The sequence below is a fragment of the Accumulibacter sp. genome (assembly GCF_023806625.1).
Classification (GTDB): Bacteria; Pseudomonadota; Gammaproteobacteria; order Burkholderiales; family Rhodocyclaceae; genus Accumulibacter.
The window spans coordinates 25,778-41,974 of sequence record NZ_JAMTDX010000056.1 but is presented as its reverse complement, the minus strand read 5'-3'; the positions used below and the strand labels follow the sequence as shown (position 1 = coordinate 41,974).

The following is a 16,197-nucleotide window of genomic DNA, read 5'->3' as shown; positions in this document are numbered from 1 at the left end:
GGCCATGAAACTGCGCTTCGATCTGCCGACCCTGCTGGTCGTCGTCGGCCTGTTGCTCGTCGGTCGCGCCGGCGCTGTCGGCAGCGCCGTCGCGCCTGAAGCGGCGTCGCCCGCGGTGAGCCACGCCAGCGCGCGGATCGGCGACGACGATCCGGTCGAAGTCGAGGTCCTCAGGCGTGAGCACAACCTGCAGCTCGTCTTCGCGCTCAAGGGCAGCGGCGAGTACCTGGCCGATGTGCGGGTTGCCATCTATCAAAGTCCGGGAGAGAAGATCCTCGGCGCCGTATCGGGCGGGCCGTTCTTCTTTGTCAGTCTGCCCCCGGGCCGCTACCGTATCGACGCGGAGCTGAACGGCAAGACACTGACCCGCTCGCTGACCATGCCGGCCAAGGGGCGGCGCGACCTCTATTTCTACTGGGACAGCGAATAGCCGCGCTGCCTCCGATCCCTGTGGAGACTCGAAGCAATGGCGGAGCAGTTGCTCGTCGATTTCCGCGGTCGTCTGGTGATCATCGGTTTCGGCAGCATCGGCCAGGGGCTGCTGCCGCTTCTCCTCCGGCATCTGGGGATGTCGCATGAGGCGATCACCGTCGTCTCGGCTGATGACCAGGGGCGGGCCGTAGCGGCCCGTTACGGCGTCCGCTACCGGGTCAGCGCGCTGGAGCCCGGCAACTATCGTCAGGTGCTCGACCCACTCGTGGCCCGCGGGGACTTCATCGTCAATGTCTCGGTCGATGTCGCGTCGGTGGCGTTGATCGCTTATGCGCGCGAGAAGGGCGCCCTGTACCTCGACACGTGCATCGAGCCGTGGCCGGGCGGTTACGACGACCCTTCGCTGCCGCTCGCCCGGAGGACCAACTACGCGCTGCGCGAAGAGGCGCTGGCGTTGCGTGATGGCCGCGCCGAATCGCCAACCGCGGTGCTCACCCACGGTGCCAACCCCGGCCTGGTTTCGCATTTCGTCAAGCGCGCGCTGCTCGACGTCGCCGCCGACCTCGGGCTCGCAGTCGGTCGGCCGCAGAGCCGCGACGACTGGGCGGGCCTGGCCTGCGCGCTCGGCGTGCGGGTCATCCACATCGCGGAACGCGACACGCAGCTGTCGAGCGTGCGCAAGATGCCCAACGAGTTCGTCAATACCTGGTCGGTCGATGGCTTCGTCAGCGAAGCCCGGCAACCCTGCGAGCTCGGATGGGGCACCCACGAGCGGCACTTTCCGGCCGATGGGCACCGCCATGAGCATGGCTCGCAAGCGGCGATCTACCTCGCCCAGCCGGGGTGTGCAACGCGCGTGCGCAGCTGGACGCCACGCCACGGGGCTTTCCACGGGCTGGCGATCACCCACAGCGAGGCGATCTCGATCGCCGATTATCTGACCCTCGGCCGACCCGAATCCCCGGACTACCGGCCGACGGTCCATTACGCCTACCATCCTTGCGACGATGCTCTGCTCTCGGTCCACGAGTTCTGCGGCCGCAACTACGTCGCGCAGGAGACGAAACGAATCCTGATGGACGAGATTTCGCCGGGGGGAGTCGACGAACTCGGCGTGCTGCTCGCCGGGCATTCGCGCAACGCGTACTGGTACGGCTCGCAGCTCAGCGTCGATGAAGCGAGACCGCTGGCTCCGCACAACAGCGCGACCAGCCTGCAGGTCACCTCGGCCGCGCTGGCCGGAATCGTCTGGGCGATCGAGAACCCCGCTCGGGGAATCGTCGAACCCGAGAACCTGGACTTCGAACGGATCCTCGAGATCTGTCTGCCGTACCTCGGACCGGTCGTCGGCGTTTACTCCGACTGGACGCCACTCGCCGGTCGCGGTCGCCTGTTTCCGGAAGGCATCGACCACTCGGACCCGTGGCAGTTCAGGAACGTCCGCGTCTCCTGAGGGCTGGCGGCGTTCAGCGCTGGCGTCGGTAACGCCCGATCAGTTCGCTGCTGGCCAGCACGTGGCCGTGCATCGCCCGCTCGAGCGCGGCCTTGTCCGGCCGGCCGAGGTCGGGCAGGACGACGTCGAGCGCGAAAAGCTTGTGGAAGTAACGATGCGTCCCGATCGGCGGGCACGGGCCACCGTAGCCGGTGCGCTGCCAGTCGTTGAGTCCTGCCAGGGTTCCGTCTGGCAGCTCGCCGTCGGCGACAGCCTCGCCGAGACCGGGGGTCTGCGGCGGAATGTTGTAGAGAATCCAGTGCACCCAGGTCATTTTCGGTGCGGCCGGATCCGGCGCGTCGGGATCGTCGACGATCAGCACCAGACTCCTGGTTCCCGCGGGTGGCGCGCTCCAGGTCAGCGGCGGTGACGTGTTGCGGCCGTCGCAGGTATGCCGCGCGGGGATCATCGCCTCGTGCTCGAAGGAGGCGGAGCGCAGCTGCAGCTTGCCGCCGGATTGTCCCAGGGACGGGTCGGTCATGGTCGGGGTCCTTTCGCCCTCGTCGGAGAGCCTGTGGGGAATCGTTGCCAGCCGCCCCGGAGGCCGTACGCCAGCGACGGCATGGTTTTGCCGCGCGCCACACTCGGCGACCATCCCGGGGTGCCGTGCCTTTCACTGTAGCCCAACGGCCGTCCTTTTTCCACGCGCGCAGGGCGCTACTTTTTCGGACGGAACGCCGCGGACGACCTATGATGAATTGACGGCTCCGGTCGCTGGAGCCGGTGGTCTGTGCCCGAAGCACGGGCGACGATTTGCGCAAGGAGGTTTGTCATGACCAGCAGAACCATTCCTCCCGGTTTTCAGCCGGTTCGCCGAGACCGCCTGTTGCAGGAGGCTGAACACGACAGCTACAGGAGCAAGGGGAAACTTCCCGACCCGACCGTGTGCAGCCATTGCGGGGCTGTCTATCGCGGAGGACGCTGGCAATGGGGGATTCCGGCAGGGGCCGACGCGCACCGGTCGAACTGTCCGGCCTGCCAGCGGGTGCACGATCACTGCCCGGCGGGGTTCGTCTCGCTCGATGGCGAATTCCTCCAGACGCATCGCACCGAGATCGCCCATCTGGTGCGCAACGAGGCCGAGCGCCAGAGGGCGGAGCATCCGCTCAAACGCGTGATGAGCTTCGAGGAAGATGAAAGCGAGTTGCGCGTGAGTACCACCGACATCCATCTCGCGAGGGCCCTCGGCGAGGCCGTGCATCACGCGTATCAGGGCGATCTCGAGTTCCATTACAACCCCGAGCAGGTGCTGCTGCGCGTGCACTGGCGCCGCTGAGCGCAGACCCGTCGTCGCGCCGGGGCCCCGCCTGTCCCCGGTGCCGGGCAGCAGGCGGAATCGCAGAGCAGGAGGATGGTCGGCAGTGGCTGAAGACAGGGACTGGGAAGTCGAGCTTCTGCTCGACGAGATCCGCGACGAGGTCAGGGCGACGGCTCACCTGACCGGCCGCAGCGTGCTCGATCGGCGCGTGTTCGATGCGCTGCGCGCAGTTCCCCGACGCGCGTTCGTTCCCGTCGACCTCGCCGCCAGCGCCTACGCCAATCATCCGCTGCCGATCGGTCACGGACAGACGATCTCGCAGCCGTACATCGTCGCGCTGATGAGCGATCTGATCAGACCCGAGCCCGACGACGTCGTGCTCGAGGTCGGTACCGGGTCGGGCTACCAGACGGCCGTCCTTGCCTGCCTCGTCAGGCAGGTCTACTCGGTCGAGATCATCGACGCGCTCGCCGAGCAGGCTCGCCGGCGCCTGCAGCGGATGGGCTTCGACAACGTCGAGGTGCGCAGCGGCGACGGAGGCCTCGGCTGGCCCGAGCATGCGCCTTACGACGCGATCATGGTCACTGCCGCCGCGCGGAGCGTTCCGCCAGCGCTGATCGAGCAGCTCAGGCCGGGCGGGACGCTGGTGATTCCAGTCGGCAGTGGCTACTTCGGTCAGGAACTGATCACTCTCGGCAAGGACGAAGCGGGGCAGGTCAGCGAGCGGCGCGTCCTGCCGGTCGCCTTCGTGCCGCTGACCGGGGGTGCCAGCGACTAGCTGCCCTGGCGGCCTTCGAGCGAGCGGCTGGCTGGGCACGACAAAGCGGCGAGAGCGGCCAGGCGCGCCCCGGCTGCTGGTCAGAAGCGCGTATCGAGTCCGTGCTCGGCCAGCTCGGCGGCGCGCAGGACCGCCCGAGCCTTGTTCTGTGTTTCCTGCCATTCGGCCGAGGGGTCCGAGTCGGCGACGATCCCCGCTCCAGCCTGGACGTGCAGTTCGCCGTCCTTGACGATCGCCGTGCGGATGGCGATCGCCAGATCCATGTCGCCGTTGAAGCCGAGATAGCCGACGGCGCCTGCGTAGATCCCCCGCTTGACCGGCTCGAGTTCGTCGATGATCTCCATCGCCCTGACCTTCGGCGCACCGGAGACGGTTCCCGCAGGAAAGGTCGCCCTGAGCACGTCGAGCGCGTTGAGCCCGGGACGAAGCCGCGCCTCGACGTTCGAGACGATGTGCATCACGTGCGAGTAGCGTTCGACGATCATGTTCTCGGTGATCCGGATCGAGCCGGTCCGGGCGACCCGGCCGGCGTCGTTGCGCCCGAGGTCGAGCAGCTGTACGTGTTCGGCGCGCTCCTTCTCGTCGGCCAGCAGCTCGGCGGCGAGTGCCTGATCCTCCTCGAACGAGACGCCGCGCCGGCGTGTTCCGGCGATTGGCCGGACGGTTACCGTATCGCCTTCGAGGCGAACGAGAATCTCGGGCGACGCACCGACGACGTGGAAATCCTCGAAATCGAAGTAGAACATGTACGGCGAAGGATTCAGCGAGCGCAGCGAGCGATAGACCGCCATCGGGCCGGCGGTGAGCGGCTTGCTCATTCGCTGCGAAAGAACCACCTGCATGATGTCGCCGTCGGTGATGTAGCGCTTGGCTCTGAGCACCGCCTGACGGAACTGCGTCTCGCCGAACAGCGATGTCGCCGGCAGCGACGAGCCCGGCGTTTCCGGCGGGATGCGCACCGGCTCGCGTAGCCGGGCGAGCAGTTCGCGGAGTCTGCCCTGAGCCTTGTGGAACGCCCCGGGGACTCCCGGCTCGGCATAGACGACGAGCGTCAGCTTGCCCGAGAGGTTGTCGACGACGGCAATCTCTTCCGAGAGCAGCAGGACGATGTCCGGGATCCCCAGATCGTCGTCCTTCTGCGACCGGGTCAGCCGCGTTTCGATGTAGCGCACCGTGTCGTAGCCGAAGCAGCCGACGAGCCCCCCGCAGAAGCGCGGCAGACCGGTCGTCGGGGCGGCGCGGAAGCGCTTCATGTACTTGCCGATGAAGTCGAGCGGATTGGTGTCGTCCTCGCGCTCGGCGATTCGGTTGCCGTTGAGCACGAGCACCTGGTGGGAGTTGACGACGATTCGCGTCGGGCTGGCCAGACCGATGATCGAGTAGCGCCCGAAGCGCTCGCCGCCGTGGACCGATTCGAGCAGATAGCTGTACGGACCGCTGGCCAGTTTCAGGTAGATCGACAGCGGCGTGTCGAGATCGGCAAAGGTCTCGAGCGTCACCGGGATGCGATTGTAGCCTTCGGCAGCGAGGCGATTGAAATAGGCTTCGGTCATCGGTACTCCAGGGCAACGGCGTCGGTCGCCGCGGTCGGGACCAGCGGTACCCGCCTGCCCGGTGCCGGGCAGGGGACGATCCCGCGCTGCCCGGAAGAGTCCGGCGGGACCTGTCTAGGCTCGGCTGCCCAGCAGGCGCTCTGCGGCTTCCTCGATGGTCGAGACTATAGCATCACAGGCGAGCTCACGGACGTCGAGCCCCTCGTTGTAGCCATAGGGGACCAGGAACACGTGACACGCCGCGGCCCGCGCAGCGTGGAAATCGTGCATCGAGTCGCCGATCATCAGCACATGGACCGGCGACACGGCCAGGCGGCCGCTCGCCCAGAGCAGCGGCATCGGGTCGGGCTTCGGCCGCGGCAGGACGTCGCCGCTGACGATCACCTCGAAGAAGGGCATCAGGCCGGTGCGCTCGATCAGCGGCAGGGTGAAGGCCTCGGCCTTGTTGGTGATCACGCCGAGCGGCAGGCCCATCGCGCGCAGTGCTTCGAGGCCCTCGCGGACGCCCGGGAAGAGCGCCGAGTAATGTCCGTTCTCGCTCGCGTAATGATGCCTGAAACTGGCGAGCGCTTCGGCGGGGGGCGGGGCCGGATCGTCGGCGGCTTCCTTGTTGCCGGCGAGCACGCGTTTGACGAGATTGGGAATCCCGCGTCCGACGTAGCTGCGGATCGAGGCGACCGACACCTCGGGTCTGCCGAGATCGTCGAGCATCGCGTTGGCCGCCGCGTGGAGGTCGAGCACCGTGTCGAGCAGCGTACCATCGAGGTCGATGAGCACGGCACGAACGGTCATCGGGGCACCCATCAGGTCTTCTCCAGTTGCGCACGCAGTGCGGCGAGCACGCTGTCGTAACGGTGCGGGTCGGCGTCGCGGCCCGCACCGTAAACCGCCGATCCGGCGACGAAGGTGTCGGCGCCAGCGCGGGCGATCTCGGCGATGTTGTCGACCTTGACGCCGCCGTCGATCTCGAGGCGGATTCGCCGGCCGGTCTCCCGCTCGTGGGCGTCGATCCGGGCGCGCGCCGCGCGCAGCTTGGCGAGCGTCGAGGGAATGAACTTCTGTCCGCCAAAGCCCGGGTTGACGCTCATCAGCAGCACGAGGTCGAGTTTGTCCAACACATGTTCCATCCAGTCGAGCGGTGTCGCCGGATTGAAGACGAGTCCCGCCTGACAGCCGTTCTCGCGGATCAGCGAAAGCGTCCGGTCGACGTGCTCCGACGCCTCGGGATGGAAGGTGATGATGTTCGCCCCGGCTCTGGCGAAATCGGGAACGATCCGATCGACTGGCCGGATCATCAGGTGCACGTCGATCGGTGCGCTGGTCAGCGGCCGGATCGCCTCGCAGACCAGCGGGCCGATCGTCAGGTTGGGGACGTAATGGTTGTCCATCACGTCGAAGTGGATCCAGTCTGCGCCCGAGTCGATGACATCGATCACCTCCGCACCAAGGCGGGCGAAGTTCGCGGAGAGAATGCTCGGGGCAATGACGTGCATGGCGGCTATCCATTGGGAAATTGTGGGCAATTCTAGCGCGAAACCCCGCGCCGCCGGCGAGCAAGCATTCGCTTTGTTGGTCCGGCCCCGGTGGTCTTGCGGCCGGCGCCGCTTTGGTGTGCAATTCCACCTTCGATCGTTCCCCGGCGTGGAAACAGATGGCTGAGAGCAGGATGTACGCGTTTTCCGTGAGTGCGCTTCCGCAGTACGTCGCCGAGCAGTCCGATCCGGCGAAGGAACGCTACGTCTTCGCGTATACGATCACCATCGAGAACGTCGGGACGGTCGCTGCGCAACTGATCTCGCGCCACTGGATCATCACCGACGCCACTGGCGAGATCCAGGAGGTCCGCGGGCTCGGCGTCGTTGGTCGGCAGCCGCTGCTCCAGCCCGGCGAGAAGTTCGTCTATACCAGTGGCTGCCAGCTCGACACGCCGCTCGGGACGATGCGCGGCACTTACCAGATCACCGCGGTCGATGGCCGACAGTTCGAAGCCGAGATCCCCGAATTCGCGCTGGCGGTTCCGCACGTCCTGCATTGAAGCGCAGCTACGCGCTGATCTCGCCGTTCTACGACTCGGCAGTAGCGACGGCGACGCGGGGTCAGCGCGAGCGCAGCCTCGCGGCACTACCGCAGGTGCCGGCGAAGGTGCTGATCAGCGGCGTCGGGACGGGGCTCGACCTGCCGCTGTTGCCGCCACAGCATCGTTACGTCGGGATCGACCTGACCTGGGCGATGCTCCGTCGCTCCTTGCCGCGTGCGGCAGGGCTCGACTTCTGCTGCGTCCAGGGCGACGCGCAGCGCCTGCCCTTTGCCGGGCGCAGCTTCGACCACGCGATCCTGCATCTGATCCTCGCCGTGCTCCCCGACCCCGTCGCCTGCCTGCGCGAAACCGCGCGCGTCGTCGTTCCCGGTGGTCAGGTACTGATCTTCGACAAGTTTCTCCAGGCCGGGCAATGGGCTCCGTTGCGTCGCCTGGTCAACCCACTGGTCCGGCGGGTGGCCACGCGGCTCGACGTGGTCTTCGAGCAGGTGCTCGAGAAGACCCCGGAATTCGTCGTCGAAAGCGACCAGCCGGCGCTTGCCGGAGGCTGGTTCCGGCTGATCCGGCTGCGCCGGGTTTAGGTGCGGTAGTCGGCGTTGATCTTCACGTAGTCGTACGAGAGATCGCAGGTGTAGACGGTGCCGCTGGCCGGCCCGCGGCCGAGCGCGACGCGCACGTCGATTTCTTCAAGGCGCATGATCGCCGCGCCGTCTTCCTCACGGTAAGTCATCGCCCGTCCGCCGTGTTCGGCGACGAGGATCTCGTGGCCGGCGCCGCCCAGCCAGACCGCGATCCGGTCGACGTCGAGGTCGGCGACCGGCGCGTAGCCGATCGCCGCGAGGATGCGTCCGAGGTTGGGGTCGGAAGCGAAGAACGCGGTCTTGACCAGTGGCGAGTGAGCGATCGCATACGCAACCTGGCGGCATTCGTCGCAATCTCGCCCGCCTTCGACGCGGATGCGGATGAACTTGCTGGCTCCTTCGCCATCGCGGACGATCGCCTGCGCAAGTTCGACGGCGACGCCGACGACCGCTTCGCGCAGGGCTTCGTATCCCTCGTCGCTCGCGCTGGCCAGCCCGATCCCGGCGCGACCGGTGGCGATGAGCATGAACGAGTCGTTGGTCGAGGTGTCGCCGTCGACGGTGATGCAGTTGAACGACGCGTCTGCAGCGTCACGGAGCAGGCGACCGAGCAGCGGAGGCGCGATGGCCGCGTCGGTGGCGACGAAACCGAGCATCGTCGCCATGTTCGGCCGGATCATTCCCGCTCCCTTGCTGATTCCGGTGATGGTCACCGTTCGCCCGCCGATGGATACGCGCCGCGAAGCGGCCTTGGCGACCGTATCGGTGGTCATGATCGCGTGCGCCGCGGCGTGCCAGTTGTCGGGACGCAGATCGGCGACGCACGCCGGCAGCGCGGCGACGAGCCGGTCGACCGGTAGCGGCTCGAGGATCACGCCGGTCGAGAAAGGCAACACCTGCCGCTCGTCGATTCCGAGCAGTCGGCCGACGGCCGCGCAGGTCTGCGTTGCCGCCTGCCAGCCCGGCTCGCCGGTGCCGGCGTTGGCGACTCCGGTGTTGATGACCAGCGCGCGGATGTCGGAGCCGAGTTCGAGGTGCCGCCGGCAGACGAGCACCGGTGCGGCGCAGAAGCGGTTCGCCGTGAACACGCCGGCAACGCGTGACCCAGGGGTCAGCGAGATCAGCGTCAGATCGCGCCGGTCGGGCTTGCGGATCCCGGCTTCGGCAACGCCGAGTTCGACTCCGGCGACCGGGAAGAGAGCGGCCGGTGACGGCGTACGGTAGTTGACGGGCATGTCGGCCTCTCGAGCGGTGACGCGAAGACGATCAGGACGTCCGGTCGGGCGAGCCCGGCCCGCCTGGGGCGCTGGCCGGCGTTGCCGCCAGAGTGGGCTGAGCAGGCTGCGGCGCGCGGTCGTCGCACTGGCTAGCTGAGGCGGCCATGGCAGTACTTGTATTTCTTGCCGGACCCGCAGGGGCAGGGCTCGTTTCGCCCGACCTTGCGCCCGGCGTGCGCTGGCGCCTGCGGGGCGACGCCCGCTGCGGCCGGCGCCGGGCCGGCGCTGCTCTCGGCCAGCGCCTCCTCGTAGTCGGCGTGGTGGTAGCGGACGTTCTGCACCTCGGCGTGCGGGGCCGTCTCCTCGACGTCCTGGGCGCGCACCTGAACGGTCACCAGCAGGCGGGTCACCTCGCTGCGCACGCTGTCGAGCATCCGCTGGAAGAGTTCGAAGGCCTCGCGCTTGTATTCCTGCTTCGGGTTCTTCTGCGCGTAGCCGCGCAGGTGGATCCCCTGGCGCAGGTGGTCGAGCGCCGCCAGATGCTCGCGCCAGTGCGTGTCGAGACTCTGCAGCATGACGTTGCGTTCGAACTGGTGGAACACGCCGCCGCCGACCAGCTCGACCTTTTCCGCGTAGGCCGCGGCAGCGGTGTCGACGATCCGCCGCACCATCCCGTCGCTCGACAGGTTGGGTTCGTTCTTCGACCATTCCTGGAGCGGCACGTGCAGCTGGAACTCGCTGGCCAGCGTGTTCTCCGCGCCGGCGAGGTCCCATTGTTCCTCGACGCTGTCGGCTGGAACATGGCTACGGAAGATTTCGTGCAGGACGCCGTCGCGCATCGCGCTGATCGTCTCGCTGATGTCTTCGCTCTCGAGCAGTTCGTTGCGCTGCGCGTAGATCACCTTGCGCTGGTCGTTGGCCACGTCGTCGTATTCGAGCAGTTGCTTGCGGATGTCGAAGTTGCGTGCCTCGACCTTGCGTTGCGCCGACTCGAGCGAGCGCGAGACGAGCGGGTGCTCGATCGGCTCGCCGTCGGGCATCTTGAGCCGCTCCATGATCGCCTTCAGACGATCCCCGGCGAAGATGCGCAGCAGCGAGTCGTCGAGTGACAGGTAGAAGCGCGACGAGCCGGGGTCACCCTGGCGGCCCGAGCGGCCGCGCAACTGGTTGTCGATGCGCCGCGACTCGTGTCGCTCGGAGCCGATGATGTGCAGCCCGCCGGCGGCGACGACCTGTTCGTGGAGCGTCTGCCACTGCTCGCGGATCCCGGCGATGCGCGCTTCACGCTCGGCAGGAGCCAGCGTCTCGTCGTCGCGGACCAGCCCGATCTGCTTGTCGATGCTGCCGCCGAGGACGATGTCGGTGCCCCGGCCGGCCATGTTCGTGGCGATGGTGATCACCCCGGGCCTGCCGGCCTCGCGGACGATTTCGGCTTCGCGTGCATGCTGTTTGGCGTTGAGCACCTGGTGTGGCAGTTTCTCGTGGTCGAGCAGCGCCGAGAGGATTTCCGAGTTCTCGATCGAAGTCGTACCGACGAGCACCGGCTGGCCGCGTTCGCGGCAGCCACGGATGTCGGCGATGATCGCCTCGTGCTTCTCCCTGGCCGTGCGGAAGACCTGGTCGTTGAGGTCGCTGCGGCGCATCGGCATGTTCGTCGGGATGACCACCGTCTCGAGACCGTAGATCTGCTGGAACTCGTAAGCCTCGGTGTCGGCGGTGCCGGTCATCCCGGCGAGCTTGCCGTACATCCGGAAGTAGTTCTGGAAGGTGATCGACGCGAGGGTCTGGTTCTCGTTCTGGATCTTCACGCCTTCCTTGGCTTCGACGGCCTGGTGCAGGCCGTCGGACCAGCGCCGGCCAGCCATCAGCCGGCCGGTGAATTCATCGACGATGACCACTTCGCCACGCTGGACGACGTACTGCTGGTCCCTGTGGAACAGGTTGTGCGCGCGCAGCGCCGCATAGAGGTGATGGATCAGCAGGATGTTGCTCGCCTCGTAGAGGCTGCTGTCCTCGCCGAGCAGGCCGGCGCGGACGAGCAGTTCCTCGGCGCGCTCGTGGCCTTCCTCGGTCATCAGGATCTGGTGGCCCTTTTCGTCGACCCAGTAGTCGCCCGGCCCGTTCTCTTCCTGACAGCGCGTGAGCAGCGGAGCAACCTTGTCCATGCGCACGTAGAGGTCGGTGTGATCCTCGGCCTGCCCCGAGATGATCAGCGGCGTGCGGGCCTCGTCGATGAGGATCGAGTCCACTTCGTCCACGATCGCGAAGCTGAGCCTGCGCTGCACCCGGTCGCCCGCGGAATAGACCATGTTGTCGCGCAGGTAGTCGAAGCCGAACTCGTTGTTCGTTCCGTAGGTGACGTCCGAGGCGTACGCGGCCTGTTTATCCTCGTGCGGCATTTGCGACAGGTTGACCCCGACGCTGAGCCCGAGGAAGCGGTGCAGGCGTCCCATCCACTCGGCATCGCGACTGGCCAGGTAGTCGTTGACGGTGACCACATGGACACCATTTCCGGCCAGCGCGTTGAGATAGCAGGGCAGCGTCGCGACCAGCGTCTTGCCCTCGCCGGTGCGCATCTCGGCGATCCTGCCGTCGTGCAGGACCATTCCGCCGATCAGCTGGACGTCGAAGTGGCGCATGCCCAGCGTGCGCTTGCCGGCTTCGCGGACGACCGCGAAAGCCTCGGGCAGCAGCGAGTCGAGCGCCTCGCCGTTGGCTACCCGGGCCTTGAACTCGTCGGTCTTGCCGCGCAGCTCGGTGTCCGAGAGCGCGCTGATCGACGGTTCGAGCGCGTTGATCCTGCGCACGACCTGCGAGTAGTGTTTGATCAGCCGGTCGTTGCGGCTGCCGAATATCTTCTTGAGTAGGCCGGAAATCATTCTGGGAGGGCTGGAGGACTTGCGAGGTTGATGAGGATCCGGACCCGCACCGCAGAGAAGCGGCTCATCGTCCACCGGTCAGGGCGGCTGCGAGCTTCCGGGTGGGCTGCCGAACCCGCAGAGTGACGGGAATTGCACCTTCGCGCGGCTGGGATACTACCTTCAAGACTCGCCCGACGCAATTCCGGCGTGCCTTTCAGCTGGCGGCGCGTGTTCGCTGGATCGCCGCCGGCGTAGCGCACAGCGTGCTGCGCTATCATTCCGCTTCGCGCTTCCCCTATGCGATCCAGCTCGTCCGCGTGCGCCGGGGCTCTCCTTCATCGAGGCTGGCGCGCCGCGGGTCGACCGAGTATCCGCCAGGCCTATGAACCAGCATTCCTGTCCCGTTTTCCCCGGCGCTGCCGGCAGATTCGCCGGCCTGGTCCTGGCGCTCGCGCTGGCCATTCTCACGCCGCTCGCGCCGGCCAGCGAGGCGAGCATCCTGGCGACGGGGACGCCGGCAGCCGACCTGGACATCGACACCGCTCCGGTCGAGATCGACGGCGTCGTCCTCCTCCGGGTCCGCGGTGCCTCGTCTCTGGCCGCCGGTACGCGGGCGCGGAACATCGCCAGGCGCATCGAAGACGCCGCCGCCGACCCGACCGTCGCGCCCGACGCCGTGCGCAGCGTCGGTGGCGGCGAGCAGACCAGCATCTTCGCCGGCGACCGCCTGCTGATGATCGTCACCGACGCCGACGCTCGCCTCGAGCAGATGGATCGGGGTGAACTGGCCAGGCTGCACGTCGATCGAATCCGCCGGGCGATCGTCGAATTCCGCCAGGCGCGCACGCCGCAGGCGCTGCGCGCCGGCGTTGCCTACGCGGCGGTGGCGACGGTTCTCGTGGTCATCGGCTTCGCCGTGCTCCTCTGGGGCGCGCGGCGGATCGACCGGATTGTCGAGCAGAGGGTCCACACGCGGATTCGCTCGCTGGCCGTGCAGTCCTTCGAATTCGTCCGCGCCGAGCGAATCGGTGCGGCCCTGCGCGCCGCGCTGCGCGGGCTGAAGATTCTCGCGGCCCTGGTCGCCGGGCTGGTCTACGCTGACTTCGTTCTCGCCCAGTTCCCGTGGACGCTGCCACTTTCCCGGCGACTGCTCGACCTGGCGCTCGATCCTCTGGCGACGATCGCGCGCGCGGTCACCACCCGGATTCCCGACCTGATCTTCCTCACCGTGCTGTTCCTCGTCTTTCGTTTCCTGCTCAGGATGGTCCGGCTGTTCTTCGATGCCGTCGGGCGTGGCGCAGTGACGCTGCCGAAGTTCGATCGCGACTGGGCGGTTCCGACTTACCGGCTGCTGCGCTTCGGGATCGTCGCCTTCGCTCTGGTCGTCGCCTATCCCTATATCCCGGGATCGCAGTCCGACGCTTTCAAGGGCATCTCGCTGTTCCTCGGAGTGCTGCTGTCGATCGGCTCTTCGTCGGCGATCGCCAATATCATCGCCGGCTACATGATGACCTACCGGCGTGCGTTCAAGGTCGGAGATCGGGTGGGCATCGGCGAGGCAGTCGGCGACGTTACCGAACTGCGCCTGCAGGTGACCCACCTGCGCTCGCTGAAGAACGAGGAGATCACCATCCCGAACTCGCAGATCCTCAATGCCCCGGTCGTCAATTACAGTGCGCTGGCCCGCTCGAAGGGCCTGATCCTGCACACCCAGGTCGGCATCGGTTACGAGACGCCGTGGCGGCAGGTCGAGGCGATGCTGTTGATCGCAGCCGAGCGCACTCCCGGGCTGCTGAAGGATCCACCTCCGTTCGTGCATGAGCACGAACTCGGCGATTTCGCGGTCCAGTACGAACTCAACGTCTACTGCGCGGACGCACACGAAATGATCCATCACTACAGCGAACTGCACCGGAACATCCTCGACGTGTTCAACGAACACGGGGTGCAGATCATGACGCCCGCCTACGAGGGCGATCCGCGGCAGCCCAAGGTGGTCGCGCGGAAGGACTGGTTCGCGGCCCCGGCGGTCGCGCCGGAAGCGCCGCGCGAGGCCGGGGGGTGACCGGTCCACGGGGCGCCGGGGTCGTCCGGGGAGGACGCGGCCGATCGCTCTCTGGCGGAGCGGGGCCGGGCCGGCACCCGGCAAACCGGCCGAATTCGCGGGCGCCTGCTGCGACGGACTGCACGACGAGCGCGACCCCAACTACTGCACGATGGCCTGCCCGGACGGTTACAATGCGGCTGGCCAGCAGGGGAACGGCAAGCCGTTCACGACCTGGTGGACCGACCCCCCCAGGGCGGGCAGGCGACGACCATGGAAGGGCGAATGAAGCGCTTCGAGAGCCTGTGCGAAGGCAAAGACACCCGAGAGGTTGTGAAGAAATCGCCGCGAGCAGGCCGGGATGCCCCGGGCGGGCGAGCGAACGGCGAGACATATCAAGTAGATAGGCGAGTCGTGGGCGAGCGGGCAACGCCGCAGATCGGCCGCGCAACAAATGTATTCACAGCCTCTGAGCCGGTCTACCATTTCCCGCAAGAAAAACCCGACCCCAACCCCAACTTCAAGCTTGCCGGAGAAACCATGAAGACACTGCTCATCGCTGCTGCGCTTGCGCTGCTTCCCCTCGCTGCGCCCTCCTGGGCGGAGATCCAGACGAAGCCGGTGCAGTTCCCGAAGGGCACGAGCTCCGCCACGATCAAGGGCTTACTCAAGGGCGAACAGACGGTCGACTACACCCTGCGCGCCAGGGCCGGGCAGACCATGACCGTGACCTTCAGGCCCAGCAACGACGCCGCCTATTTCAACGTGCTGCCGCCGGGCTCGACCGGCGAGGCGATCTTCATCGGCTCGACCTCGGGCAACGAGTGGACCGGCACGCTGCCGGCCGACGGCGAATACAGGGTGCGCACCTACCTGATGCGCAGCGCAGCACGCCGCAATGAGGCGGTCAGCTACACGCTGACGGTTGGCATCACCGGCGGCGCTCACGGTGCGGCACCAGCGGGCAAGGCTTCGCATGCCGAGCGCGCCGGCCAGGGGCAGTTCGACGCCAGCGGCAACATCCCGTGTGCCGAAAGCAGGGGCCAGCCGATGGGGCAGTGCAGGTTCCAGGTGGCGCGCGAGTCGGGTGGCAGCGCCTCCGTGAAGGTTACGCTGCCGAGCGGCAGGACCCGCTTCATCTTCTTCGAGAAGGGCAGGGCGGTTTCCGCCGACCTCAGCCAGGCCGACGGCGACATGAGCTTCAAGGCGACCAAGGAGGCCGACCTGTTCATGATCCGGGCCGGCCAGGAGCGTTACGAGATTCCCGAGGCTGTCGTCTTTGGGGGCTGACGGCCGCTGCGCCCGGAGCAGATGCCTTGCGCAGCGGCGGCGCGGCTCGCGCGGTCCTCGCGTACTCGCCAGCAACCCGGCAGGGTAGCGATGAAAAACCGTTCTGCCGCTGCCATTGCCGCCTGTTCTGGCCATGGCGGCGGGCGAGCAAGAGCCCAGGTCGACCACCGAGCCATTCGCTCGGCAGCGCCGCCGAGCGCCTCAAACACAAGCTCTCGGGCAGGACTCGAACTCATCCGCGGGCAATCGGTCTCCGACCGGTTGTCGCCAATCGTCAAGGTAACGAATATGGATCTCATCGTCACGATCATCGTCGGCTTCATCGTCGGCGTCATTGCCAAGTTCCTCATGCCCGGCAAAGATGGGGGTGGCCTGATTCTCACGACGCTTCTCGGCATCGCGGGCGCCTTTGTCGGCAGTTTCATCGCCAGAGGGCTCGGCATCAGCGGGTCCGTCGGCTGGATCGGCTCCGTCCTTGGCGCGATGTTGATCCTTCTTGTCCTTCGGCTGGTCAAGAAGGCCTGATCGAACGAATTCCTGCGCGGGCGCGCCTGCGACCCGGGACGCCACGCTGCCGAAAAGCCGCGCCTGTCGGCCGAGCAGTTCCTGACCCGGCTGTGAGAGGCCGGCGCCACCACCTGAGTTTGTGAGGG

The 16,197-nt window shown here is 67.1% G+C and carries 15 protein-coding genes; 9 read left to right on the top strand and 6 right to left on the bottom strand.

Annotated elements, in window-relative coordinates; translation table 11 throughout:
* Positions 1-4 precede the first annotated feature (4 nt).
* Both NFW05_RS09830 and NFW05_RS09825 read left to right on the top strand, forming a co-directional pair.
* Positions 5-430: a carboxypeptidase regulatory-like domain-containing protein gene (locus NFW05_RS09830; protein ID WP_295305736.1), complete on the top strand. Its 426-nt coding sequence runs from the start codon at positions 5-7 to the stop codon at positions 428-430.
* Positions 431-466: 36 nt separating this feature from the next.
* Positions 467-1,885, top strand: a complete 1,419-nt coding sequence (locus NFW05_RS09825) for a saccharopine dehydrogenase C-terminal domain-containing protein (protein WP_295305733.1) — start codon at positions 467-469, stop codon at positions 1,883-1,885.
* A 13-nt stretch (positions 1,886-1,898) separates the two neighbouring features.
* On the opposite strand, the gene NFW05_RS09820 is transcribed toward NFW05_RS09825, so the two are convergent.
* Positions 1,899-2,333 carry a YbhB/YbcL family Raf kinase inhibitor-like protein gene (locus tag NFW05_RS09820; protein ID WP_295305995.1) on the bottom strand — a complete coding sequence of 145 codons (435 nt, stop codon included), beginning with the start codon at positions 2,331-2,333 and terminating at the stop codon, positions 1,899-1,901.
* Between the two features lie 363 nt (positions 2,334-2,696).
* On the opposite strand from NFW05_RS09820, the gene NFW05_RS09815 reads away from it, so the two are divergent.
* Both NFW05_RS09815 and NFW05_RS09810 read left to right on the top strand, forming a co-directional pair.
* Positions 2,697-3,200, top strand: coding sequence for a BCAM0308 family protein (locus tag NFW05_RS09815; RefSeq protein WP_295305730.1), 504 nt, complete (start codon positions 2,697-2,699; stop codon positions 3,198-3,200).
* 85 nt (positions 3,201-3,285) lie between these two features.
* Positions 3,286-3,960 (top strand): protein-L-isoaspartate(D-aspartate) O-methyltransferase, encoded by a 675-nt coding sequence (locus tag NFW05_RS09810; RefSeq protein WP_295305727.1) that lies wholly within the window; start codon positions 3,286-3,288, stop codon positions 3,958-3,960.
* 80 nt (positions 3,961-4,040) lie between these two features.
* Here the strand turns inward: NFW05_RS09810 and trpE are convergent, their stop codons facing one another.
* From trpE to rpe, 3 genes are all read right to left on the bottom strand, one after another.
* Positions 4,041-5,513, bottom strand: a complete 1,473-nt coding sequence (gene trpE / locus NFW05_RS09805; protein ID WP_295305724.1) for an anthranilate synthase component I — start codon at positions 5,511-5,513, stop codon at positions 4,041-4,043.
* 114 nt (positions 5,514-5,627) lie between these two features.
* A complete protein-coding gene (locus NFW05_RS09800) occupies positions 5,628-6,317 on the bottom strand; it encodes a phosphoglycolate phosphatase (protein WP_295305722.1) in 690 nt (229 codons plus the stop codon).
* Positions 6,317-7,006: a ribulose-phosphate 3-epimerase gene (gene rpe / locus NFW05_RS09795; RefSeq protein ID WP_295305719.1), complete on the bottom strand. Its 690-nt coding sequence runs from the start codon at positions 7,004-7,006 to the stop codon at positions 6,317-6,319. The genes NFW05_RS09800 and rpe overlap by 1 nt, the downstream gene beginning before the upstream one ends.
* A 158-nt stretch (positions 7,007-7,164) precedes the next feature.
* Between rpe and apaG the strand changes: the two genes are divergently transcribed.
* Together apaG and NFW05_RS09785 are read left to right on the top strand one after the other, a co-directional pair.
* Complete coding sequence (apaG, locus tag NFW05_RS09790; RefSeq protein WP_295305716.1) at positions 7,165-7,548, top strand: Co2+/Mg2+ efflux protein ApaG; 384 nt, start codon at positions 7,165-7,167, stop codon at positions 7,546-7,548.
* The gene (locus NFW05_RS09785; RefSeq protein ID WP_295305713.1) at positions 7,545-8,132 is read left to right on the top strand and encodes a methyltransferase domain-containing protein; all 588 of its coding nucleotides are present in this window, start codon (positions 7,545-7,547) and stop codon (positions 8,130-8,132) included. Before apaG ends, NFW05_RS09785 begins: the two co-directional genes overlap by 4 nt.
* Here the strand turns inward: NFW05_RS09785 and argJ are convergent.
* Both argJ and secA read right to left on the bottom strand, forming a co-directional pair.
* Positions 8,129-9,367, bottom strand: a complete 1,239-nt coding sequence (gene argJ, locus NFW05_RS09780) for a bifunctional glutamate N-acetyltransferase/amino-acid acetyltransferase ArgJ (protein WP_295305710.1) — start codon at positions 9,365-9,367, stop codon at positions 8,129-8,131. The two genes, NFW05_RS09785 and argJ, sit on opposite strands and share 4 nt — an antisense overlap.
* Before the next feature lie 131 nt (positions 9,368-9,498).
* Positions 9,499-12,228 (bottom strand): preprotein translocase subunit SecA, encoded by a 2,730-nt coding sequence (gene secA / locus NFW05_RS09775; RefSeq protein ID WP_295305707.1) that lies wholly within the window; start codon positions 12,226-12,228, stop codon positions 9,499-9,501.
* Positions 12,229-12,592: 364 nt separating this feature from the next.
* Between secA and NFW05_RS09770 the strand changes: the two genes are divergently transcribed.
* From NFW05_RS09770 to NFW05_RS18550, 3 genes are all read left to right on the top strand, one after another.
* Positions 12,593-14,275, top strand: coding sequence for a mechanosensitive ion channel domain-containing protein (locus NFW05_RS09770; protein ID WP_295305703.1), 1,683 nt, complete (start codon positions 12,593-12,595; stop codon positions 14,273-14,275).
* Positions 14,276-14,539: 264 nt separating this feature from the next.
* Complete coding sequence (locus NFW05_RS09765; RefSeq protein WP_295305700.1) at positions 14,540-15,544, top strand: hypothetical protein; 1,005 nt, start codon at positions 14,540-14,542, stop codon at positions 15,542-15,544.
* 90 nt (positions 15,545-15,634) lie between these two features.
* Complete coding sequence (locus tag NFW05_RS18550) at positions 15,635-16,069, top strand: GlsB/YeaQ/YmgE family stress response membrane protein (protein ID WP_311104721.1); 435 nt, start codon at positions 15,635-15,637, stop codon at positions 16,067-16,069.
* The last annotated feature ends 128 nt before the right edge of the window (positions 16,070-16,197 follow it).